Genomic DNA, 19,286 nt, shown 5'->3' with positions numbered 1-19,286 from the left:
TTTGGCGACACTTGCTGTCGCCGGGGTGAATCGTCAGTGTGCTAGACGAATTAGGGTTTCGTTTCTAGGCGGCAGCGGGCTTGACCAGCGACAAGGGCGCCCCGAAGCGCTTGAGCACCGACTGCTCTATGCCCGCCGCATCCAGGCCGCACAGGGCCAGCAGCCTGGCCGGGTCGCCATGCTCGATGAACTCGTCCGGCAGGCCCAGGCGCAACACCGGCGTGGAAAGGCCTGCAGCGGCCAGCGTCTCCAGCACCGCGCTGCCGGCGCCGCCGGGCAGGCAGCCTTCCTCGATGGTCACCAGCGCCTCGTGGCTGCGGGCCAGCTGAAGGACGAGCTCGGTGTCCAGCGGCTTGGCAAAGCGCATGTTGGCCACCGTGGCATCCAGCTTGTCGGCGGCCGACAGCGCCGGATACAGCACCGTGCCGAAGGCCAGCATCGCGATGCGCCGGCCCTGGCGGCGGACCTCGCCCTGCCCCCACGGCAGCGTGGAGAACCCCGGCTGCACCGCGACCCCCGCGCCGCTGCCCCGCGGATAGCGCACGGCCACCGGCCCGTCATGGCGGAATCCCGTGGTCAGCGCCATGCGGCATTCGTTCTCGTCGGCGGGCGTGAGCATGGCCAGGTTGGGCACGCAGCGCACGTAGGCGATGTCGTAGGCACCGCAGTGGGTGGCCCCGTCGGCCCCCACGATGCCCGCACGGTCCAGCGCGAACAGCACCGGCAGGTTCTGGATGGCCACGTCGTGGATGAGCTGGTCGTAGCCGCGCTGCAGGAAGGTCGAATAGATCGCCACCACCGGCTTCAGGCCCTCGCAGGCCAGGCCCGCGCCGAAGGTCACCGCGTGCTGCTCGGCGATGCCGACGTCGTGGTAGCGCTTGGGAAAGCGGCGCTCGAACTCGACGAGGCCCGATCCCTCGCGCATGGCCGGGGTGATGCCCACCAGCCGCTCGTCGGCCTCGGCCATGTCGCACAGCCACTGGCCGAAGACCTGGGTGAAGGTCGCCTTGGGCGGGCTCGCCGGCTTGGTCAGGCCGACGGCCGGGTCGAACTTGCCGGGGCCGTGGTAGTTGATCGGGTCGGCCTCGGCCAGCTTGTAGCCATAGCCCTTCTTGGTGACCACGTGCAGGAACTGCGGGCCCTTGGCCTCGCGCAGGTTCTCCAGCGTGGGCACCAGCGAATCGAGGTCGTGGCCATCGATCGGGCCGACGTAGTTGAAGCCGAATTCCTCGAAGATGGTGCCGGGCACGACCATGCCCTTGGTGTGCTCCTCGAAGCGCTTGGCGAACTCGTACAGCGGCGTGTGCTTGAGCACGCTCTTGGCGCCTTCGCGGGCCGCGGCGTAGAACTTGCCGCTCATCAGGCGCGCGAGGTAGCGGTTGAGCGCCCCCACCGGCGGGCTGATCGACATGTCGTTGTCGTTCAGGATGACCAGCATGTCGGGCAGGCCGTGGCCCCCGGCATAACCGCCGTGGTTCAGCGCCTCGAAGGCCATGCCGCCGGTCAGCGCGCCATCGCCGATGATGGCCACCGCCCTGCGGTTCTCGCCCTTGAGCTTGGCGGCGTGGGCCATGCCGAGCGCGGCCGAGATGGAGGTCGACGAGTGGCCGACGCCGAAGGCGTCGTATTCGCTTTCGCAGCGGCGCGGGAATCCGCTGATGCCGCCCAGCTGCTTCAGCGTGGCCATGGCGTCGCGCCGGCCGGTGAGGATCTTGTGCGGGTAGGACTGGTGGCCCACGTCCCAGACCAGCCGGTCGTAGGGCGTGTTGAAGACATGGTGCAGCGCCACCGTCAGTTCCACCGTGCCGAGGTTGGACGACAGGTGACCACCCGTGCGGCTGACGCTCTCGAGAAGGAAATCCCGCAGTTCGCCGGCCAGCGTCTTGAGCTGCGTGCGGCTCAGCGAGCGCACATCCGCCGACGACCGGACGGTGTTCAGCAGGGAATAGGTCATGGTGCCTTCCAACCAGGGTTCTTTCGCGTCCGCCGCTTCGCCGGACTGCCGCATGGGAACACCTGGTGTGCTGCGGCCGGGAGGGAGCGTGGGGGCGTCATTTCTTCAGTGATGGCGGTCGACCACCTTGTCGGCCAGCCAGGCCAGGCGACCGGTGCGCGACAGGCCGCTGCGGGCCAATGCCTGCTGGGCTTGCCGGTGCAGCTCGGCGGCGTGGCGGCGGGCAGCTTCCAGGCCAAGGACGGTCACGTAGGTCGGCTTGTTGTTCTCGAGATCCTTGCCGGCCGTCTTGCCCAGGGTCTCGGAGGCCTGGGTCACGTCCAGGATGTCGTCGACGACCTGGAAGGCCAGGCCGATCGCCGCGCCGTAGTCGGACAGTGCCTGCCAGGCCTGGGGCGTGGTCTTGCCGCAGGCCGCGCCCATCAGCACGCTGGCCTGCAGCAGGGTGCCGGTCTTGCGGCGATGCATCTCGCGCAGGGCGGCTTCGTCGAGCGACAGGCCGATGCTGGCGAGATCGATCGCCTGCCCGCCGGCCATGCCCTCGTGCCCCGCCGCGCGGGCCAGCAAGCCGACCAGCCGGGCCTGGAGCGCCGGGGCCATCCCCTCTTCCGGGGTGAGCACCTCGAAGGCCAGGGCCTGCATGGCATCGCCGGCCAGCATGGCCTGGGCTTCGCCATACTTGACGTGCACCGTGGGCTTGCCGCGCCGCAATGCATCGTCATCCATGCAGGGCATGTCGTCGTGCACCAGCGAGTAGGCGTGGATCAGCTCCACGGCCGCAGCCGCGCGCATCGCGGCCTCGGACTGGCCGTCGACCGCCTCGCAGGCGGCCAGCACCAGCAACGGGCGCAGCCGCTTGCCGCCGTCCAGCACGGCGTAGCGCATGGCATCGCCCAGGCCGGCCGGCGGGTCTATGGGCACGAGCCGGTCGAGGGCCGATTCGATGGCGGCCAGCTCCAGCCGAACCCAGGCGTCAAAGTCGTCTGGCTTCATGGTGTGTTCGTCCAGGGCTTTTGCAGCCCTTCCTCCAGGACCTTCACTTGTGTCTCCACGGCCGCCAAGCGCTCGCGGCAGAACTCGAGCAGCCGCGCGCCGCGCCTATAACCTTCGAGCAATCGATCCAGCGGCAGCTGCCCGCCTTCCATGGCTTGCACGAGTGCGTCCAGCTCGGCCAGGGCAGCTTCGTAGCTTGCCGGCTTCTCGGCGGCCGGTGCAGCGGGGGTGTCGTCGCTGGACATTCCGGTTCGTGAAATCAAAGGCGGATTGTAGTCAGCGATGGCTCGCGTTAACCCGTATCGGCCTGAGACTGTCATCGAAAGGACGCAATTCCCGCTGCAAATTGATGCCGTTCGCGCCTGAACCGACGCCCCCGGGCTACAATCACTGCCCCCGCTCGCGTCCTACCCGGATGCAGCGGGGTTTCATTTGTCTGAAACCCATCCGCGGGGCCACCGGGTGGGGGGTTTGCAGGAGATCCTGGGGATCATGTCGGACCTGAGCATCACGCTGGAAGCTCTGGAGCGCACTGCGCGCTCTCAACTCTCTGTCTCCACCTACTTCGACGAGGGCTTGCTCCGCAGGGAGCAGGAACTCATCTTCCAGCACGGACCGCGCTACCTCGCGCACGAACTGTCCGTGCCGGAGGTAGGCGACTACTACGCGCTGCCGCAGGAAGGCGAGGGCCGCGCCCTCGTGCGCACCCGCGAAGGGGTGGAGCTCGTCTCGAACGTGTGCCGTCACCGGCAGGCGGTGATGCTGCGTGGGCGCGGCCATACGCGCTCGAACATCGTCTGCCCGCTTCACCGCTGGACGTACGACCTGTCCGGGCAACTCGTGGGCGCGCCGCACTTCAAGCAGGACCCGTGTCTGCACCTGAACAACTATCCGGTGCGACAGTGGAACGGCCTGGTGTTCGAGGACAACGGGCGCGACATCGCCGCCGACCTGGCCCACCTCGGCCCGCGTGCCCAGCTCGACTTCTCGGGCTTCGTGCTCGACCACGTCGAGATGCACGAGTGCGCCTACAACTGGAAGACCTTCATCGAGGTCTACCTCGAGGACTACCACGTCGGCCCCTTCCATCCCGGCCTCGGGAACTTCGTCACCTGCGACGACCTGCGCTGGGAGTTCGGCAAGCACTACTCGGTGCAGACGGTCGGGGTGCACAAGGGCCTGGAGCGCGCGGGGTCACCCACCTACCGCCGCCTGCAGGACCAGGTGCTCAAGCTCGGCGACGGCCAGCCGCCGCGGCATGGCGCGATCTGGCTCACGTACTACCCGAACATCATGATCGAGTGGTACCCGCACGTGCTGACGGTGTCGACGCTGTACCCGCAAGGGCCGCAGAAGACGCTGAACGTCGTCGAGTTCTACTACCCCGAGGAGATCGCCGCCTTCGAGCGCGAGTTCGTCGAAGCCCAGCGCGCCGCCTACATGGAGACCTGCCTGGAGGACGACGAGATCGCCGAGCGGATGGACGCCGGCCGCAAGGCGCTGTTCGACCGTGGCGACGACGAGGCCGGCCCGTACCAGAGCCCGATGGAAGACGGCATGCGCCATTTCCACGAGTGGTACCGGCGCGTCATGGGGCTGGGCCGCGCCAGCTGGTGAACTACGCGGGCTGGTGCCCGCTCACCTGCCCCGCCCACAGCCTGCCCAGCTTCCGCCACGCCCGCACCAGCCAGCCCGGCTGGTGCAGCGTGTAGGCCTTCTTCGCGTGCTCGGGAATGTGCCAGACGGCCTGCGTGCCCGCATGGAAGCTGGCGGTGTCGCCCGGCGCGATGACGAAGCGCCGGCCCTGGTATTCCACTTCCACGCGGCCTTCGAGCAGGTGCACCGTCTCGTCATGGCTGAAGTGCCAGACGAAGGAGGTGGGCCCATCGCAGGCCCACAGGCCGCTGACCACGCGGCCATCGGGCGAGCGCATGGTCTCGGCCCCGCGGAAGACCGGCTTGCCCGACAGGATCCAGCTTGGATCCACCTCGAACACGCCCAGCGGACGCTCCACCGCCCGGATCGAAGCGGGCGGTGCGCCCCGGTGGTATCGGATGGAGTCGACCGCCGCCATGCCCGCCAGGGCCAGCAAGACTCCGGCCGTCACGCCGATCAAGGTCCGTCTCGTCATGAGCGGGGATTCTGGTGTCATGGCATCGCCGGGCGAGTGACGAATCTGCGCATGGCGTGAAACAGTTCCAGCACGAGGTTGCTGCGTCCACTTCGAGGGTCAGTGCGTATGTGCTGTAAGAACCCGGCCGCCGGCACGACGAACGGCGGCAAGGTCCCTGGGCTGCTGCCACCCGCGGCGGGCCACGGGGCCGGGCTTCGACCGGGCGTCCGCCCTTCACGTCATCCCTTTCCATCACTCAGGAGCCAACCATGAACGCCATCACCACCAAGTCCAGCCTTGCCGTTTCCGTCGCCGCCGCCGCTGCCGCCCTGTTCGCCCTCGGCGCCGCTCCCATGGCCGCCCACGCCGAGGATGCAGGTGTCAAGTGCGCCGGCATCAACGGCTGCAAGGGCACGTCGGAATGCAAGACCGCCAAGAGCGAATGCAAGGGCCAGAACGGCTGCAAGGGCCAGGGCTGGGTGTCCAAGAAGACCAGCGATGAATGCACCAAGGCGGGCGGCACCGTCGTCAAGGGCTGAAGCCGGCGACGGTCGCGAATGAGCACCCTTTCCGGCTTCGGACTGGGCCTGCGAACCGATCACTACGCCGAGTTCCGCGCCACGCCGGCGCGGCAGCTCGGCGTCGACTGGCTCGAGGTCGTCAGCGAGAACTACCTGGTGCCGGGCGGCAAGCCGCTGGCGCATCTGCTGGCCATCCGTCGCGACGCGCCCATGGTCATGCACGGGGTATCGATGTCGATCGGCGGCACCGATCCGCTGGACCTCGGCTATCTGCGCGAGCTGAAGGCCCTGGCCAACCGCCTCGAGCCCGCGTGGATCTCGGACCACCTGTGCTGGACCGGCGTCGACGGCCGCAACCTGCACGACCTGCTGCCCCTTCCCTACACCGAAGCGACGATGCGCCAAGTGGCCGAACGCGTGATGCGCGTGCAGGACCTGCTGGGCCGCCGGCTCGTGCTGGAGAACGTGTCGAGCTACGTGGGCTGGGTGGCCGACGAGATGGCCGAATGGCAGTTCATCGCCGAGCTCGCGAGCCGCGCCGACTGCGAGCTCCTGCTGGACGTGAACAACGTCTACGTCAGCGCCATCAACCACGGCTTCGATCCCTGCCGCTTCATCGACGCAATACCTTCAGGGCGAGTGCGCCAGATCCACCTCGCCGGCCACGAGAAGAACGAGGACGGCTTTCTCGTCGACACCCACGACCACCCCGTGTGCGAGGCGGTGTGGAGCCTGTACCGCCACGCCATCATGCGATTCGGCACCGTCCCCACCATGATCGAACGTGACGACAGGATCCCGCCGCTGGGCGAGCTGGTGGCCGAGCTCGCCCGAGCCCGCCGGGAGGCTGAGCAGGCATTGGCCACCGCGGAGGTCCCAGCGTGAGCCTGGCCGACCAACAGCGAGCCTTCGCGGCCCTGCTCGACGCGGCCGAGCCCGCGCCCGACGGTGACCTGCTGCGTGGCTCGGCCGGCCGCCCGGCCCGGCTCGACGTCTATCACCACGCGTACCGCGCCCGCCTCGTCGCGGCGCTTCGCAGCAACTACCCGGTCCTGCACCACGTGCTGGGCGACGAGGCCTTCCGCGACCTCGCGCTGGCCTACCTGGCGGATCATCCTTCGCGCAGGCCCTCCATCCGATGGTTCGGAGACGAGTTGCCCGCCTGGGCCTCGCGGCAGCACGAGGCCCTGCCGCATCCGGCGCTGGCCGACCTGGCGGCGATGGAATGGGCCCTGGGGCTGAGCTTCGACGCCGCCGACGCGCGGCCTGCCACCTTCGCCGAACTGGCGACACTGCCCGCCGAGGATTGGCCCGGGGCCAGCTTCGCCGCCCATCCATCGGTCGGGCTGCTGAACCTGGAATGGGCCGTCGAGCCGATCTGGCGCGCCCTGACGGACGACGAGGAGGCCGCCAGCGAAGAGCCCCAGGCGCACGCCCACACGCTGCTCGTCTGGCGGCAAGGCCTGGAGACCCGCTGGCGCTCGGTCGAACCCGAAGAGGCCGATGCACTGGCCGCCTGCCTGGGCGGCGAGCCGTTTGCCGCCCTCTGCGCCCACGCCGCCGCCCTCCAGGGCGACGCGGCACCCGCCTGGGTGGCCAGTGCCCTGCGCCGCTGGGTCGACGACGGGCTGCTCGTCAGGCGGTAGCGCCGGCGAGGGCAGGCGCGCGCTTCAGCGGTGCCTCGCGGATGGGCAGGTGGATCAAGGCCGCTCCGGCGGCCAGGGCGATGTCGACGATCCAGACCAGGTCGTAGCTGCCGGTGCTCTGGAACACACGGCCACCCAGCCAGGCACCCAGGAAGCCGCCGACCTGGTGCGACAGCATCACCAGGCCGAACAGCGTCGCCATGTTCCCGATGCCGAAGAACTTGGCAACCAGGCCGGCGGTGGGCGGCACGGTCGAGAGAAACGTCAGGCCCATGAAGCCGGCGAACACCAGCACCACCACCCCGCTCTTGGGCACCAGCAGGAAGACCAGCACCGCGACACCCCGCGCCGCGTAGACCAGCGACAGCAGCGACTTCATCCGCCAGCGCCCCACCGCCCAGCCCATGGCCAGGCTGCCGATGATGTTGAACAGCCCCAGCACCGCCAGCGCCCAGGCGCCGTACTGCAGCGGCAGCCCGCAGGCCGCCACCACCCCCGGCAGGTGGGTGGCCAGGAAGGCCACGTGGAAGCCGCAGACGAAGAAGCCGCCCGCCAGTAGCAGGTAGCTCGGCGTGCGCAGCGCGGCGCTAATCGCATCTCGGGTGCTCACCGGCTTGCCCGATGCGCCACCGGCCGCATGCACCGAATTGCCCCGCAGCACCCAGGCCGCCGGCAAGGCCAGCAAGACCAGCAGGCCCATCACCTGCATCGCATGGTCCCAGCCCAGGCCCAGGGTGAGCGCGCCGGCGAGCGGCGCCATCATGAACTGGCCGAAGGACCCGCCGGCATTGACCACGCCGGTCGCCAGTCCGCGCCGCTCGGGCGGGATCAGGCGCGAGGCGGCCGACATCAGCACCGCGGGGCCGGCCATCCCGGCGCCACCGGCTGCGAGCACGCCGACGGCGAAGATCAGGCCGGCCGTGCTGTGCATGAAGGGCGTCAGCACCGTGCCGAGCGCCACCAGCGCCACGCCCGTCACCAGGACGCGGCCGGCACCGAGCTTGTCGGCGAGCGCTCCGGCGAAAGGCTGGGTCAGGCCCCACCAGAGCTGGCCGAAGGCGAAGGCCAGGCTGATGTTCGCCAGGCCGAGCGCGGTGGCGGTGTTGAGTGCGCCCAGGAACAGGCCCATCGACTGGCGCACGCCCATCGTCAGCGCGAAGGTGCCGGCTGCGGCCAGCAGGACCCAGCCCCAGGCGATTCGGGCAGGAGATGCGGATTCAGTCATCGGTCGCTCCGGTGTCGGTGGTGGATTCGTGGGGCAGCAGGTCGAGGGACTCCTCGAGCATGGCGTGCAGCGCCGCTACCCGCTGCGTGCCCAGGATCTCGTTCAGGCCCGACTGAGCCTTGCGCCACAGCACACGCGCTTCGGCCAGCTTGGCGCGCCCCTCGTCGGTCAGGCTGACCAGGCGGCTGCGGGCGTCGGCGCCCGGCGTCTGCACCAGCCAGCCCGCCTGGGCCAGGGGCTTCAGGTTGCGGGTCAGGGTGGAAGCGTCCAGTCCCATCGCCTCGGCCAGGTCCACCGGCCGGACCGGCCCGAGCCAGCCGACTCGAGCCAGCAGCGAGTACTGGGTGGTCTTCAGCCCCACCGGGCGCAGGCGGGCGTCGTAGTGGGCGGACAGGCGACGCATCAGGCGCCGCAGCGCATCGTGCGTGCAAGGGCCGATGCGTGCTGGCGCGGAGCGGGTCGCTTGTGTCATGATCCTGTTAGTTGCATCTGCAATCATTGTATCTACAACTGATGGAGTCCGTCGAGTGCACACCGAACCGAGCGCCGAAGAAACCCTGTCGCAGTGGAGCCAGCAGGTGGCCGAAGTGAGCAAGCGCCTGGCGGGCGGCCGTGGTGCCGGCCTGGCTGCACCGGCCCAGGTGGCCGGGCTGTCCGGCCTGCAGACCCTGCACGCCATGCTCGCGGGCGACCTGCCCTACCCGCACATCGCCGACACCCTGGATTTCCAGCTCGTCGAGGTGGCCTACGGCCAGGCCGTGTTCCAGGGCACCCCGCAGCTGAAGCACTACAACCCGCTGGGCTCGGTGCACGGCGGCTGGTATGCCACGCTGCTGGATTCGGCGCTGGGCTGCGCCGTTCACACCACCCTGCCGCCCGGGATGGCCTACACCACCGCCGAAGTCAGCGTGAACATCGTGCGGGCCGCCACGGCAAAGACCGGCCCGTTGCGTGCCATCGGCCACATCGTGCACAGCGGCCGGCAACTCGCCACGGCCGAGGCCCGCATCGTCGGGCCGGACGGCAAGCTCTACGCGCACGGCACCACGACCTGCCTGGTGTTCCCGGTGCCCGGCGCGCCTTCCCCTGCGGGCTGAACGGGTGCCGGGCGGTCGATAGAATCGCCGCCCCTCCCGATCGTCCACGCATGGCCGGCATCCACATCCACGATATCGAGCTGGCCATCAACTGGTGGCGCGAGAGCTCCCCCTCGCCTGATGGCGTGACCGCCTGCCCCGAGGTGCGCGCGCTGGCCGAGGTCTACGCGCTGATGGTCTATTACCGCGAGGTCGAGGCCGACGAGGACAGCATGCCGCCCAAGGCCCACGCGGCCTGGCTGCAGTGGTACGCCCGAACCCCGGACGCCCCGTGCATCGCCATCTGCTCCACCGCGCAGGGCGACGCGGTTTGCAAGGGCTGTGGCCGCACCGAGGATGAAGTGCAGCACTGGCCGGTGATGACCCCCGGCGAGAAGCGCGCCGTGTGGCGGCGGATCACGATCGAGGCCAAGGCCTGGCGCTTCAACCGCTACGCCGAGCGCGCCCGCGCCGCGACGGGCGCCGACCACCCCGCGCCGGAGACCCTTGCGCCGCATCCGGCAGGCGGTACACGAACATGACGGCACCGGCGTTGCCGGGCCGTGCCCACGGCTTTGCTGAGGACGTGCGGCGCATCGCGCCTCTGGCCTGGCCGGTCGTCATCGGCCAGGTGGCCGTGCTGGCCTTCAACACCATAGACACCGTGCTGGTGGGCCGCCACTCGCCGGCCGACCTGGCCGCCTTCGCCGTAGGTGCGGCTGCGTATGTCACCGTGTTCGTCGGCTTCATGGGCATCGTGCTGGCGGTTTCGCCCATCGTCGGCCAGCTCTTCGGCGCGGGGCGGCTAGAGGCCGCCGGCGACGAAATGCATCAGGCGGTGTGGCTGGCGCTCGCGCTGTCAGTCCTCGGCATCGTGCTGCTGCTTTTCCCGCAGCCCTTCCTGTGGATCGCCAAGGCCGGGCCGGACATCGCCGAGCGGGTGCACGGCTACCTGCGAGCGCTCGCCGTCGCGCTGCCGGCCTCGCTGCTGTTCACCGCCTTCCGCGGCTTCAACACGGCCGTTTCGCGGCCCAAGGTCGTGATGCTGCTGCAGATTGGCGGCCTGGTCGCCAAGCTGCCCTTGTCGATAGCCCTGGTCTTCGGAGTCCCCGCGTGGGGCATCCCCGAGCTGGGGGTCACCGGCGCCGGCATCGCCACCGCCGTGGCGCTGTGGATCCAGCTGTTGCTGGCCTGCGTGATGATGCGGCGCGATGCGTTCTACGACCGCTTCCGCCTCTGGGGCCGCGGGCTGCACGCACCGAACCGCCAGGCGCTATGGGGCCTGCTCAGGCTGGGCGTGCCCATGGGCGCCGCCATCCTGATCGAGGTGACCGGCTTCAGCATGATGGCGCTGCTGATCTCGCGCCTGGGCACGCTGCCGGTCGCCGGCCACCAGATCGCCGTCAACATCGTCTCGCTGATGTTCATGCTGCCGCTCGGGCTGGCCAACGCGAGCGGCACGCTGGTGGCGCAGCGCATTGGCGCGGGCGACCTGGCCGACGCGCGTCGCCTCGGCTGGCACGGCCTGCTGCTGGGCGGCCTGCTGGCCGCGGTGCTGGGCATGGTGATGTTCGCGACGCGCGAGCCGGTCATCGCGCTGTACACCCGCGATGCAGCGGTGGCTGCGGCGGCTTTCCCGCTGCTGGCCTGGGTCGTCGTCTTCCACCTCGCCGACGCCCTGCAGACGGTCGCGGCCTTCGTGCTGCGCGCCTGGCGCATCGCGACGCTGCCGATGTTCATCTACGCCGGCTCCCTCTGGGGCATCGGCCTGGTGGGCGGCTATACGCTGGGCTTCGACCTGACCGGCGCCACGCCGCCGGCCCTTCGCGGTGCCCCCGGTTTCTGGGCCGCGAGCACCGCGGGCCTGGTGGTTGCCGGCGTGGCGCTCACCCTCTTCATGCGCCTCGTGCTGAAGGCGAAGGCCGAAGAGCTGCAGCAGCGGGCCGCTGGACAGGCGGCAGGGCAGCCGGCAGCGTGATCACGAAGACACTGCCGCCGCCCGGCCGGGCCTCGCAATGCACCTGCCCCTGGTGGGCCGCGGCAATCTGCCGCACCAGGGCCAGGCCCAGCCCGACGCCGCCCTCGCGCTCGGCGTGGCCGGGCAAGCGGTAGAACGGCTCGAAGATGCGCTCGCGCTCCGCCTGTGGCACGCCCGGTCCGCGGTCGGACACCTTCAGCTGTACGGTACCGCGCGGCTCCACGACCAGCTCCACGCTGATGTCGTCACCGCCGTAGCGGCGGGCGTTCTCCAGCAGGTTGCGCGCGGCCCGGCGCAGCAAGCGCTCGCTGCCCCGCACACGCAGGCTCGCGCTCTCCGGCGAGGCCGCCAGCTCGGCACCGACACGAGCCGCCTCTTCGGCCACCGCGCCCGCCAGGTCGACGGGCTCCCCCATGTCATGCACGGCGCCCGCATCGAGGCGACTGGACAGCAGAACCTCCTCCACCAGCGCGTCGAGCTCTCCGATGTTGGTGTCGATCTCCCGTCGCAGCGAGGCCTGCATGGACGGCGGCGCATCGCCCAGCAGGGCCACCGCCATCTTCAGCCGGGCCAGCGGCGAGCGCAGCTCGTGGCTGGCATTCGCCAACAGGCTCTGGTTGGACTTGACCAGCGCTTCGATGCGCTCGGCCGCCCGGTTGAAGCTGGCGGCCACCGCGGCCACCTCGTCCTTGCCTTCGGTATTGACCCGGTGGTCCAGCGCCCCCGCACCGAAGGTCTCGACGCCGCGCTTGAGCTGCTCCAGCCGGCGAGTCAGTCGGCGAACCACCGGGAACGCACCGCCCGCCACCGCCAGGAACAGCAGCAGCAACAACGCCACCAGGCCGAGACTGGTCAGCCACTCCGGCGGCTTGGGCGGCAGCGCCAGGGTCAGGGCCGAAGCTTCGGGAGGTCGGCCTGCGTCCGGCGGCGGGCCTCCCGGGCCACCCGGCCCCAGTCCCGGCACGCCGTTGGGCGGCGGCTCGGGCGGAACGCCGGCTTGCAGGTCGGGCCGCTCCTCGAAGGAACGCGGACCGCCGGTGCCCGCTGCGCCGGCCAGTCGATCGGGCGCCGAACCCGCCAGCGCCGGAGGCGGCGCCTCCCCTCCCACCTCGCCGCGCTGGAAGCGCACGATGTTGGGCCGCATCAGCCACAGCGTCCGGCCGTCCTCGAGGTGGATGGAAAACGGCCGCCGGGGCCCGCCCGGACCTTCGGCTTCTCGCCGGAGATAGGACTCCGAGGCGCCGATGCGCTGCCCCTGCGCGTCGTGCAGGGCCAGCGGCACCCGCAGCCGCCGCGACCATTCACGCAACGCGGCCGTCTGCTCCTCGGCGGGCGCGCCGGGGCCCGGGATGGAGTTCTGGATCAGGTCGCCCCAGGCGGCCATGCGCTCGGTCAGCAGGGCCTCGGCCCGCTGGCGCTCCTGGTCGAGGTGGCGGTTCAGCAGCCAGCCCGACGCCAGCGCGAACAGCGCCAGCGCCGTCACCACGGTCAGCCAGATGCGGAGGTAGAGCGACTTCAACGGTCGCCTATTCCTCGCCGGCGGATTCCTGGTCCTGCTTGCGGGCGAACACGTACCCGGTGCCTCGCACCGTGAGCACGCGCTTGGGGTTCTTGGGGTCGTCCTCGATCACCGCGCGGATGCGCGAGACATGAACGTCGATGGAGCGGTCGAAGGCCTCCATCGGGTGGCCCTTGAGCGCGTCCATGATCTGGTCGCGGCTGAGTACGCGGCCCGGGCTGCCGGCCAGGACCGTCAGCAGCTCGAACTGGTGGCCGGTGAGGTCGCAGCGCTTGCCGTCCAGCCGCGCTTCGCGGGCGCCGAGGTCGATTTCCAGCCGGCCGAAACGCAGCACTTCATCGCTCGACGGCTCGGGCGCCGCGCGGCGCAGCAGGGCCTTGATGCGAGCCAGCAGCTCTCGCGGCTCGAAGGGCTTGGGCAGGTAGTCGTCGGCCCCGATCTCCAGGCCGATGATCCTGTCCATCGGCTCCCCGCGCGCGGTCAGCATCAGCAGCGGCAGCCGCCGGGTGCGCGGATCGCCGCGCAGCTCGCGGGTCATCTCCAGGCCGTCTCCGTCGGGCAGCATCAGGTCGAGCACCAGGGCGTCGTACAGGCCGCCTCGAAGGCGGTCGCGGCCGGCGTTGAGCGAGCCCGCCGTGTCGACATCGAAGCCGTGTCCGCGCAGGTAATCCCCGACCATCGAGGTGAGCCGGGAGTCGTCGTCGATCAGCAACAGCTTGGCAGGGGTCATGTCAGCAACGGCGCCGGGGCTCTCGCGCACCGAACGCGCCGACCGGGCCGAGAGAAGAGGATACGTCATGGCGGTCCTCCGGTTCAGCGCGGCGGCATGTCGGGGCGTGCGCGCTCGCCGTCGCGATCGCCTCGCTCGGAACGGCGCTGCTCGAACTGGCGCATGCGCTCGGCCATCTGCTGGCGCTGCTCGGGCGTCAGCACCTTCGCGGCGTCGAGCATCGCGACATTGACGCGCCGGGTGACCTGGTCGTGCCGGGCCAGCATCTTCTGGCGCAGGCTCTCCACCGCCGCGGCATCGACACTGGGCTGGGCGAACAGTTCCACCATGCGGGCGTGGTCGGCCCGGGCGGCGTCGGCCGTGGGCTTCAGGTCGGCCTGCGCGGTTTCGGCGATGCGGTGCAGCTGATCGCGCTGGGCATCGCTCGCCTGCACGTCGTCCAGCAGGCGGTCGAGCATGGGGCCGCCCAGCGGCAGCCCGGCCCCGGCCATGCCCATGCCCGGCCCGCCGCGCCAGGTGCCCGCGGGCGGCATGTCGGGGCGGCTGTGGGCCGAGGCCAGGTCGATCACGCCGAACGCTCCGGCGACCGAGATGGCCAGGCCGGCGGCCACGTAGCGCCAGCTGGTCGGGATGGAAGAGCGCTTCATTCGAGATCCTTTCATCCCCGGAAGAAGGGACGAAGGCGATGCTCGGCTGGGCGTGTCAGAAGCGTTTTCCGGCCAGGTAAAGATCGGTAAAAGGGCGGGCGAAGCCCCTCATTTCGCGGGTGCCGTGGCCACGCTGGTGCTCGCCTTGTAGGCCGCCACCGCCTTTTTCAAGTCGCTGTGCTCCTCGCAGGGGAAAAAGCACAGCCGATCGAGGATGTGCAGGTGTTTTTCGGCCTTCGGCAGATTGCCGACCATCAGGTAGGCCTCGCCGATGTACTCGTGCGCTCCGCGATGGTCCGGGTCTATGGCCAGGGCCTTGCCGCAGTGGTCGAAGGCGGCGTCCAGCTGGCCCGATTTTCGGTAGGCGAAGGCGAATGCCGGGGCACGCCCCGCAGGTTCAGCGGCGCGACACCTTCATCGTGCCTCCTTCTGTCAGCGTGAGCCCGTCGATGCTGCCGTTGTCGTGGGCGTGAAACTGCAGTTGCATGCGCCCATCGACGCTGGAGAAGCGGTTCACGCCGGCGCCCACCAGCAGCACCGGCTCCCGATCGTCGATCACGACCGCCGGACGGGTGCGACCGCCTTCGATCCAGACCCGGCTGCCGTCGGACATCAGGTATTCGCCTCTCATGGCCTCGTACTGGTCGCTTCGCAACAGCGTGGCGCCACGGCCAACGATGTCGACCTGCTGCGACGAGGCGTCGGCGGCGCCGGCGGTGAGCGGCAGGGCCGAGACGAACAGACAGGCAGCGGCGGTCATGGCCACGGTCATGCGGGGCATGTCGAACTCCTTGCGTTGAGGGACGAAGCCGCCAGTCTGGCCACCGGCCTACCGATGTCATCCGGCGTGCGACGGGCCGTCGCCCTGGCGGCACCGGCTGCATCCGGGCCGGAACTTTTCCGGCCGGTGTCATCCCCAAACTGCACCAGCGGCTGCCTCGAAAGGACACCGTCATGCGATACGCCCGCACGCTCTCGGCGGCCATCGTGGCCGCCATCGTCGGCATCCTGCTGTACCTGCACACCCCGCCTGCGCACGGGGCCGACGCGCCCGAGCCCAAGGTGCTCAACGTGTACAACTGGTCGGACTACATCGCCGACGACACCCTCAGGAACTTCGAGCGCGAGACCGGCATCGTCGTCCACTACGACAACTACGACGCCAACGAGATCCTGCACGCCAAGCTGGTGGCCGGCCGCAGCGGCTATGACATCGTCGTGCCCAGTGCCCACTTCGCCAAGCAGCAGATCGAGGCGGGCCTGTTCCGCAAGCTGGACCGCACGCTGCTCGGCAACTGGGGCAACCTCGACCCGGCCCTGCTGGCCCAACTGGCCAAGGTGGACCCGGGCAACCAGTACCTCGTGGACTGGCTGTGGGGCTACGTGACGGTGGGCATCAACCGGCCCAAGGTGGAGAAGGCGCTGGGCGGCCCCTTGCCCGCGAACCCCTGGGACCTCATCTTCGATCCGAAGTACGCCGGCAAGCTCAAGACTTGCGGCATCAACTTCCTGGACTCTCCGTCCGAGGTGCTGCCGGTGGCGATGCTCTACGCCGGCAAGCCAGGCTATAGCCGCGTCCCGGCGGATTACGAGGCCGCCGCAGCGGTGCTGAAGAAGGTGCGCCCCTACGTGACGCGCTTCTCTTCATCGGGCTACATCAACGACCTGGCCAACGGCTCGCTCTGCGCGGTGATGGGGTACTCCGGTGACATCAACATCGCCCGGGCCCGAGCGATCGAGAGCAAGACGGGCGAGACGATAGAGGCGCTGGTGCCGCCGCACGGCGCCACGCTGTTCTTCGACACGATGGCGATCCCCGCCGATGCCAAGCACCCGCGCAACGCCCACCTGTTCATCGACTACATCCTGCGGCCGCAGGTGCACGCGAGCCTGACCAACAAGGTCTTCTACGCCAACCCCAACAAGGCCTCGCTGCCTTTCGTGAAGCCCGATGTCGCGGCCAACAAGACGATTTTCCTGACGCCGCAGGAGATGGCCGGCATGACCGCACCGGACTCGGTGCCGCAGGACATCCGCCGCGTGCAGACCCGCATCTTCACCGCCTTCAAGGCAGGGCGTTGAGTCAGCCGAGGTGGGCTACTGGAACGACGCCGGATCGAGCGTGCAACGCGATTCGATCAAGGTGCCGGCGTCGCGCCCATCCATCGTGCGGGGCCACTCGCGCCGAACTTCGTACTGCCCGATGCCCCGCGCGACGCACTGCTCGTGCGGCGTCGACAGTCCCACCGACAGGCCCCGTTCGGCCGGCCGCATGACGTAGACGGCGAAACCGGCAGCCTCCACCAATGCCAGCGCGAGCGCGATCATCAGCCATTGACGGGCCGTGATTCGGCTGGTGGGTCGATCCAGGAACAGCAGGCGCATGACGGGCCGATGACTTGTGACCGGACCATTGTTGGTCTCGCCGCAGGGCCTGTATCTCCCGTGAACAGGGGCCGGCGCGCAACGAACTGGGGATGTCGTGCGGCGCTCGAATGCGACTGCCGCTCCGAAGCCTCAATCGCCCACGGAGGACGCCGCCCGCTGCTTCTCGCGCGCTTTGCGCTCGCTGAGGCGATCCTGCACGATCCGCTCCAGGACGATGCGACGCCACTCGTAGTAGAGCAACACCGAGACCGTGGCCGCGCGCAGCACCCGCTGCTCGACGCTCACATCCTGGCCCTTGGATTCCATCTGGGCGCAGAGCGACTTCAGTGCCTGCTTGCGGTGATGCGCCTCGGCGAGCAAGGCGTCGATGCGGGTCAGCTGCGATGGGTCGCTGGACGCTTCCATGGCTTCCATGACGGCATGGCGGCCCAGGGTACCGCAGCTCTTTGCGCCAGGCCCGGCGCAAGCCGCGTGACGGAGACACCTGAGCGCGCCTGTGCCTTCTGGGAGCGCGAGCCAGGCGCGGATGATGTTCGGCTGAGCCGGGAGCGGATGCGGGCCTAGCAGGGACAACGAAATCCTGCCACTTATCAAGTGCATTGCGCGAGCCGCCAAGGGGCCGTACCGCATCTTCCCGCCGGGCGCGGACGAGGCGTTCGACACCACCAACCTGCCGGCCTGAGCCGCGCCGTCGACTCGAATCAATTGCTGACAGCTCGGGCTGCACGGTAACGACTTGCCCGTGCGGCGCCTCGCGACCGAGGCAACACGTTGCCGATGAACCCCTTGTGTTTCGAACAGAGAGCCTCGGCATGTCAGCCCTTCTTCGCGCCGCGACCACCGCGGCTTTCCTCGCCTGCGCGACCCTGGCCGCGCAGGCCCGCCACCTCGCCCCCCGACGCCCTCTCGGGCGACCCACCCCCAGGCAACCCGCTCTCGGCCACGACGGCCGAGGCAAGGCCTGGCTTTGCCTTCCTCCGACCTTCGATGGAGTGCTCGCATGAGCAGGACCCCTGGCGCCCCGCGCGCCGCCACTTCCCTGCGCACCTCGCGGCGCGATGCCCTCAAGACCCTCGGCACCGTCGGTCTGAGTGGTCTCGCCGGCCTCGCAGGGACGGCCGGCTCGCCCAGCCATGCCCGCATGCGCCCAGCCGTCAACTACAACATCCTGTGGTTGATGGCCGACGAGCACAACCCCTTCGTCGCAGGCTTCGCGGGCGACCGCGTTGTGCAGACACCAGCCCTCGATGCCCTGGCGCGCAGGGGAACGGTCTTCAGCTCCGCCTACACGCCCGATCCGATCTGCGAGTCGGCGCGGCGGGCGTTCTGCTCCGGGCGGATGGCTTCCAACATCAACAGCGAGCAACCCAACTACGAGGCGCTCGGGCCCTACTTCGGCCGCATGGGCTACCACACCGGATGGTTCGGCAAGCAGCACTGGGACAACCTGGTCAATCCCTTCGACGAGGTGGGCGAAGACTGCGACAAGGTGGTGCGCCAGCGCTTCATCGACGCCGGCCTGCAATATCCGCAGCAGACCCGCCTGGTCCGGGACGCCACGGTCGCCTACTGGGGCACGGACCTGAATGAAGACACCGTGGCCACCGAGCAGGCCCTCGGCTTCCTCGATGCCATCGGAAGCCAGCGATTCTTCCTCGGCGTGTCCTACGTCAAGCCGCACTTCCCGTTCTGCATCCAGCCCGAGTACTTCGCGCGCTATGCCGACGTCCAGATCCGCCGGCCACGCGTGACCCAGGCCATGCTGGACGACCTCAGCACCGCGATGAAGAACGACCGCTCGCTGTACGAGATCGACAAGCTGAGCGCGGCGCAGGAGGACTACGCCCGCCGGAGCTACTACGGCATGGTCAGCTACATGGACGACCAGGTGGGCCGCGTGCTGGCACGCCTGGACGCCCTGGGCCTGCGCGAGCAGACCATCGTGCTGTACATGTCCGACCACGGCGAGATGCTGGGCCAGCATGGCATCTGGTACAAGAATACCTTCCTCGAAGGCTCGGCCCGTGTGCCGGTGATCGTTTCGCTGCCGTCCGCGCTCGGCGCGCAGCTGCGCTCGGTGAACGCGCCGATCAGCACGATCGACCTGTTCCCCACGCTGTGCGAGCTCTGCGGCCTGCCACCACCCGCCACGCTGGAGGGGCGCAGCCTGATTCCCCTGATGACCGGCCAGGACGCCGGCTCGGACCGGGTCGCCTTTTCCGAGAACAACCGGTGCGGGATCCCGGCCCGGATGATCCGTACTCGGCGCTTCAAGTACTGCTGGTACGCCGACGGCATCGAGCAGCTCTACGACATGCACGGCCCGGACCGCGACATCGAAGGCACCAACCTCGTCGCCGATCCGGCCTACGCGACGATCGTCCAGAACCTGCGCAGACGGGCACTGGCGGGCTGGAACCCCGACGGCCTCTGGGACGGCGGCGGCGCTTGAACGGCCCCGGCGGCACCCAGCTTGCCGATGTGCCTCTGACCCGC

General features: G+C 69.6%; 22 protein-coding genes. 9 read left to right on the top strand and 13 right to left on the bottom strand.

Going from position 1 to position 19,286, the window contains the following annotated elements; all coding sequences use genetic code 11:
* Window positions 1-64: 64 nt before the first annotated feature.
* The 3 genes from dxs to xseB all read right to left on the bottom strand — a co-directional run bounded on the left by dxs (window position 65) and on the right by xseB (window position 3,192).
* Complete coding sequence (gene dxs / locus ACS5PM_RS05575) at window positions 65-1,954, bottom strand: 1-deoxy-D-xylulose-5-phosphate synthase (RefSeq protein WP_439386337.1); 1,890 nt, start codon at window positions 1,952-1,954, stop codon at window positions 65-67.
* Between the two features lie 105 nt (window positions 1,955-2,059).
* Complete coding sequence (locus ACS5PM_RS05570; protein WP_439386335.1) at window positions 2,060-2,947, bottom strand: polyprenyl synthetase family protein; 888 nt, start codon at window positions 2,945-2,947, stop codon at window positions 2,060-2,062.
* Window positions 2,944-3,192, bottom strand: a complete 249-nt coding sequence (gene xseB / locus ACS5PM_RS05565) for an exodeoxyribonuclease VII small subunit (protein WP_439386333.1) — start codon at window positions 3,190-3,192, stop codon at window positions 2,944-2,946. The genes ACS5PM_RS05570 and xseB overlap by 4 nt, the downstream gene beginning before the upstream one ends.
* A gap of 247 nt (window positions 3,193-3,439) precedes the next feature.
* On the opposite strand from xseB, the gene ACS5PM_RS05560 reads away from it, so the two are divergent.
* Window positions 3,440-4,564, top strand: coding sequence for an aromatic ring-hydroxylating oxygenase subunit alpha (locus tag ACS5PM_RS05560; protein WP_439386330.1), 1,125 nt, complete (start codon window positions 3,440-3,442; stop codon window positions 4,562-4,564).
* Window position 4,565: 1 nt separating this feature from the next.
* Here the strand turns inward: ACS5PM_RS05560 and ACS5PM_RS05555 are convergent, their stop codons facing one another.
* The gene (locus ACS5PM_RS05555; protein ID WP_439386328.1) at window positions 4,566-5,078 is read right to left on the bottom strand and encodes a cupin domain-containing protein; all 513 of its coding nucleotides are present in this window, start codon (window positions 5,076-5,078) and stop codon (window positions 4,566-4,568) included.
* Between the two features lie 251 nt (window positions 5,079-5,329).
* On the opposite strand from ACS5PM_RS05555, the gene bufA2 reads away from it, so the two are divergent.
* The 3 genes from bufA2 to ACS5PM_RS05540 are packed head-to-tail and all read left to right on the top strand — an operon-like array spanning window position 5,330 to window position 7,227.
* On the top strand, window positions 5,330-5,599 hold the full coding sequence (gene bufA2 / locus ACS5PM_RS05550) for a BufA2 family periplasmic bufferin-type metallophore (protein ID WP_439386327.1): 270 nt from the start codon (window positions 5,330-5,332) through the stop codon (window positions 5,597-5,599).
* Between the two features lie 18 nt (window positions 5,600-5,617).
* Entirely contained in the window at window positions 5,618-6,466 is an 849-nt protein-coding gene (gene bufB, locus ACS5PM_RS05545) for an MNIO family bufferin maturase (protein ID WP_439386325.1), read from the top strand.
* Window positions 6,463-7,227: an HvfC/BufC family peptide modification chaperone gene (locus ACS5PM_RS05540; RefSeq protein WP_439386322.1), complete on the top strand. Its 765-nt coding sequence runs from the start codon at window positions 6,463-6,465 to the stop codon at window positions 7,225-7,227. The genes bufB and ACS5PM_RS05540 overlap by 4 nt, the downstream gene beginning before the upstream one ends.
* Here the strand turns inward: ACS5PM_RS05540 and ACS5PM_RS05535 are convergent.
* Both ACS5PM_RS05535 and ACS5PM_RS05530 read right to left on the bottom strand, forming a co-directional pair.
* A complete protein-coding gene (locus ACS5PM_RS05535; protein WP_439386320.1) occupies window positions 7,217-8,452 on the bottom strand; it encodes an MFS transporter in 1,236 nt (411 codons plus the stop codon). The two genes, ACS5PM_RS05540 and ACS5PM_RS05535, sit on opposite strands and share 11 nt — an antisense overlap.
* Window positions 8,445-8,924 carry a MarR family winged helix-turn-helix transcriptional regulator gene (locus tag ACS5PM_RS05530; RefSeq protein WP_439386318.1) on the bottom strand — a complete coding sequence of 160 codons (480 nt, stop codon included), beginning with the start codon at window positions 8,922-8,924 and terminating at the stop codon, window positions 8,445-8,447. The genes ACS5PM_RS05535 and ACS5PM_RS05530 overlap by 8 nt, the downstream gene beginning before the upstream one ends.
* Before the next feature lie 55 nt (window positions 8,925-8,979).
* Here ACS5PM_RS05530 and ACS5PM_RS05525 point away from each other — a divergent pair, with 55 nt between their 5' ends.
* Genes ACS5PM_RS05525 through ACS5PM_RS05515 form a run of 3 tightly spaced genes read left to right on the top strand, consistent with a single transcriptional unit; the run spans window position 8,980 to window position 11,506 of the window.
* Entirely contained in the window at window positions 8,980-9,549 is a 570-nt protein-coding gene (locus ACS5PM_RS05525; protein WP_439386316.1) for a PaaI family thioesterase, read from the top strand.
* A gap of 50 nt (window positions 9,550-9,599) precedes the next feature.
* The gene (locus ACS5PM_RS05520) at window positions 9,600-10,070 is read left to right on the top strand and encodes a DUF3717 domain-containing protein (protein ID WP_439386314.1); all 471 of its coding nucleotides are present in this window, start codon (window positions 9,600-9,602) and stop codon (window positions 10,068-10,070) included.
* The gene (locus tag ACS5PM_RS05515) at window positions 10,067-11,506 is read left to right on the top strand and encodes an MATE family efflux transporter (protein WP_439386312.1); all 1,440 of its coding nucleotides are present in this window, start codon (window positions 10,067-10,069) and stop codon (window positions 11,504-11,506) included. Before ACS5PM_RS05520 ends, ACS5PM_RS05515 begins: the two co-directional genes overlap by 4 nt.
* On the opposite strand, the gene ACS5PM_RS05510 is transcribed toward ACS5PM_RS05515, so the two are convergent.
* From ACS5PM_RS05510 to ACS5PM_RS05490, 5 genes are all read right to left on the bottom strand, one after another.
* The gene (locus tag ACS5PM_RS05510; protein WP_439386310.1) at window positions 11,424-13,025 is read right to left on the bottom strand and encodes a sensor histidine kinase; all 1,602 of its coding nucleotides are present in this window, start codon (window positions 13,023-13,025) and stop codon (window positions 11,424-11,426) included. The two genes, ACS5PM_RS05515 and ACS5PM_RS05510, sit on opposite strands and share 83 nt — an antisense overlap.
* Before the next feature lie 7 nt (window positions 13,026-13,032).
* The gene (locus ACS5PM_RS05505) at window positions 13,033-13,755 is read right to left on the bottom strand and encodes a winged helix-turn-helix domain-containing protein (protein WP_439386848.1); all 723 of its coding nucleotides are present in this window, start codon (window positions 13,753-13,755) and stop codon (window positions 13,033-13,035) included.
* Window positions 13,756-13,838: 83 nt separating this feature from the next.
* Window positions 13,839-14,402 carry a Spy/CpxP family protein refolding chaperone gene (locus ACS5PM_RS05500; protein WP_439386307.1) on the bottom strand — a complete coding sequence of 188 codons (564 nt, stop codon included), beginning with the start codon at window positions 14,400-14,402 and terminating at the stop codon, window positions 13,839-13,841.
* A gap of 108 nt (window positions 14,403-14,510) precedes the next feature.
* Window positions 14,511-14,747, bottom strand: a complete 237-nt coding sequence (locus tag ACS5PM_RS05495; protein WP_439386847.1) for a hypothetical protein — start codon at window positions 14,745-14,747, stop codon at window positions 14,511-14,513.
* A 52-nt stretch (window positions 14,748-14,799) separates the two neighbouring features.
* Entirely contained in the window at window positions 14,800-15,183 is a 384-nt protein-coding gene (locus tag ACS5PM_RS05490; protein ID WP_439386305.1) for a hypothetical protein, read from the bottom strand.
* Window positions 15,184-15,356: 173 nt separating this feature from the next.
* Here ACS5PM_RS05490 and ACS5PM_RS05485 point away from each other — a divergent pair, with 173 nt between their 5' ends.
* The gene (locus tag ACS5PM_RS05485) at window positions 15,357-16,484 is read left to right on the top strand and encodes a polyamine ABC transporter substrate-binding protein (protein ID WP_439386303.1); all 1,128 of its coding nucleotides are present in this window, start codon (window positions 15,357-15,359) and stop codon (window positions 16,482-16,484) included.
* 15 nt (window positions 16,485-16,499) lie between these two features.
* Here ACS5PM_RS05485 and ACS5PM_RS05480 read toward each other — a convergent pair whose 3' ends face one another.
* Together ACS5PM_RS05480 and ACS5PM_RS05475 are read right to left on the bottom strand one after the other, a co-directional pair.
* The gene (locus tag ACS5PM_RS05480; protein WP_439386301.1) at window positions 16,500-16,787 is read right to left on the bottom strand and encodes a hypothetical protein; all 288 of its coding nucleotides are present in this window, start codon (window positions 16,785-16,787) and stop codon (window positions 16,500-16,502) included.
* A gap of 132 nt (window positions 16,788-16,919) precedes the next feature.
* Window positions 16,920-17,204, bottom strand: coding sequence for a hypothetical protein (locus ACS5PM_RS05475; protein ID WP_439386299.1), 285 nt, complete (start codon window positions 17,202-17,204; stop codon window positions 16,920-16,922).
* A gap of 586 nt (window positions 17,205-17,790) precedes the next feature.
* Between ACS5PM_RS05475 and ACS5PM_RS05470 the strand changes: the two genes are divergently transcribed.
* Window positions 17,791-19,242 carry a sulfatase-like hydrolase/transferase gene (locus tag ACS5PM_RS05470; protein ID WP_439386297.1) on the top strand — a complete coding sequence of 484 codons (1,452 nt, stop codon included), beginning with the start codon at window positions 17,791-17,793 and terminating at the stop codon, window positions 19,240-19,242.
* Window positions 19,243-19,286 lie beyond the last annotated feature (44 nt).

The organism is Ideonella flava, from assembly GCF_051857595.1.
Classification (GTDB): domain Bacteria; phylum Pseudomonadota; class Gammaproteobacteria; order Burkholderiales; family Burkholderiaceae_C; genus Ideonella.
This window is presented reverse-complemented; position numbering and strand designations above follow the sequence as displayed.

What these genes read in the sequence shown, in the direction of transcription:
- bufB (WP_439386325.1), top strand. Translation starts at nt 5,618, where the DNA reads ATGAGCACCCTTTCCGGCTTCGGACTGGGCCTGCGAACCGATCACTAC.
- ACS5PM_RS05555 (WP_439386328.1), bottom strand. Translation starts at nt 5,078, where the DNA reads ATGACGAGACGGACCTTGATCGGCGTGACGGCCGGAGTCTTGCTGGCC.
- ACS5PM_RS05485 (WP_439386303.1), top strand. Translation starts at nt 15,357, where the DNA reads ATGCGATACGCCCGCACGCTCTCGGCGGCCATCGTGGCCGCCATCGTC.
- bufA2 (WP_439386327.1), top strand. Translation starts at nt 5,330, where the DNA reads ATGAACGCCATCACCACCAAGTCCAGCCTTGCCGTTTCCGTCGCCGCC.
- ACS5PM_RS05490 (WP_439386305.1), bottom strand. Translation starts at nt 15,183, where the DNA reads ATGCCCCGCATGACCGTGGCCATGACCGCCGCTGCCTGTCTGTTCGTC.
- ACS5PM_RS05570 (WP_439386335.1), bottom strand. Translation starts at nt 2,947, where the DNA reads ATGAAGCCAGACGACTTTGACGCCTGGGTTCGGCTGGAGCTGGCCGCC.
- ACS5PM_RS05500 (WP_439386307.1), bottom strand. Translation starts at nt 14,402, where the DNA reads ATGAAGCGCTCTTCCATCCCGACCAGCTGGCGCTACGTGGCCGCCGGC.
- ACS5PM_RS05515 (WP_439386312.1), top strand. Translation starts at nt 10,067, where the DNA reads ATGACGGCACCGGCGTTGCCGGGCCGTGCCCACGGCTTTGCTGAGGAC.
- xseB (WP_439386333.1), bottom strand. Translation starts at nt 3,192, where the DNA reads ATGTCCAGCGACGACACCCCCGCTGCACCGGCCGCCGAGAAGCCGGCA.
- ACS5PM_RS05475 (WP_439386299.1), bottom strand. Translation starts at nt 17,204, where the DNA reads ATGGAAGCCATGGAAGCGTCCAGCGACCCATCGCAGCTGACCCGCATC.
- dxs (WP_439386337.1), bottom strand. Translation starts at nt 1,954, where the DNA reads ATGACCTATTCCCTGCTGAACACCGTCCGGTCGTCGGCGGATGTGCGC.
- ACS5PM_RS05530 (WP_439386318.1), bottom strand. Translation starts at nt 8,924, where the DNA reads ATGACACAAGCGACCCGCTCCGCGCCAGCACGCATCGGCCCTTGCACG.
- ACS5PM_RS05480 (WP_439386301.1), bottom strand. Translation starts at nt 16,787, where the DNA reads ATGCGCCTGCTGTTCCTGGATCGACCCACCAGCCGAATCACGGCCCGT.
- ACS5PM_RS05535 (WP_439386320.1), bottom strand. Translation starts at nt 8,452, where the DNA reads ATGACTGAATCCGCATCTCCTGCCCGAATCGCCTGGGGCTGGGTCCTG.
- ACS5PM_RS05560 (WP_439386330.1), top strand. Translation starts at nt 3,440, where the DNA reads ATGTCGGACCTGAGCATCACGCTGGAAGCTCTGGAGCGCACTGCGCGC.
- ACS5PM_RS05470 (WP_439386297.1), top strand. Translation starts at nt 17,791, where the DNA reads ATGAGCAGGACCCCTGGCGCCCCGCGCGCCGCCACTTCCCTGCGCACC.
- ACS5PM_RS05520 (WP_439386314.1), top strand. Translation starts at nt 9,600, where the DNA reads ATGGCCGGCATCCACATCCACGATATCGAGCTGGCCATCAACTGGTGG.
- ACS5PM_RS05505 (WP_439386848.1), bottom strand. Translation starts at nt 13,755, where the DNA reads ATGACCCCTGCCAAGCTGTTGCTGATCGACGACGACTCCCGGCTCACC.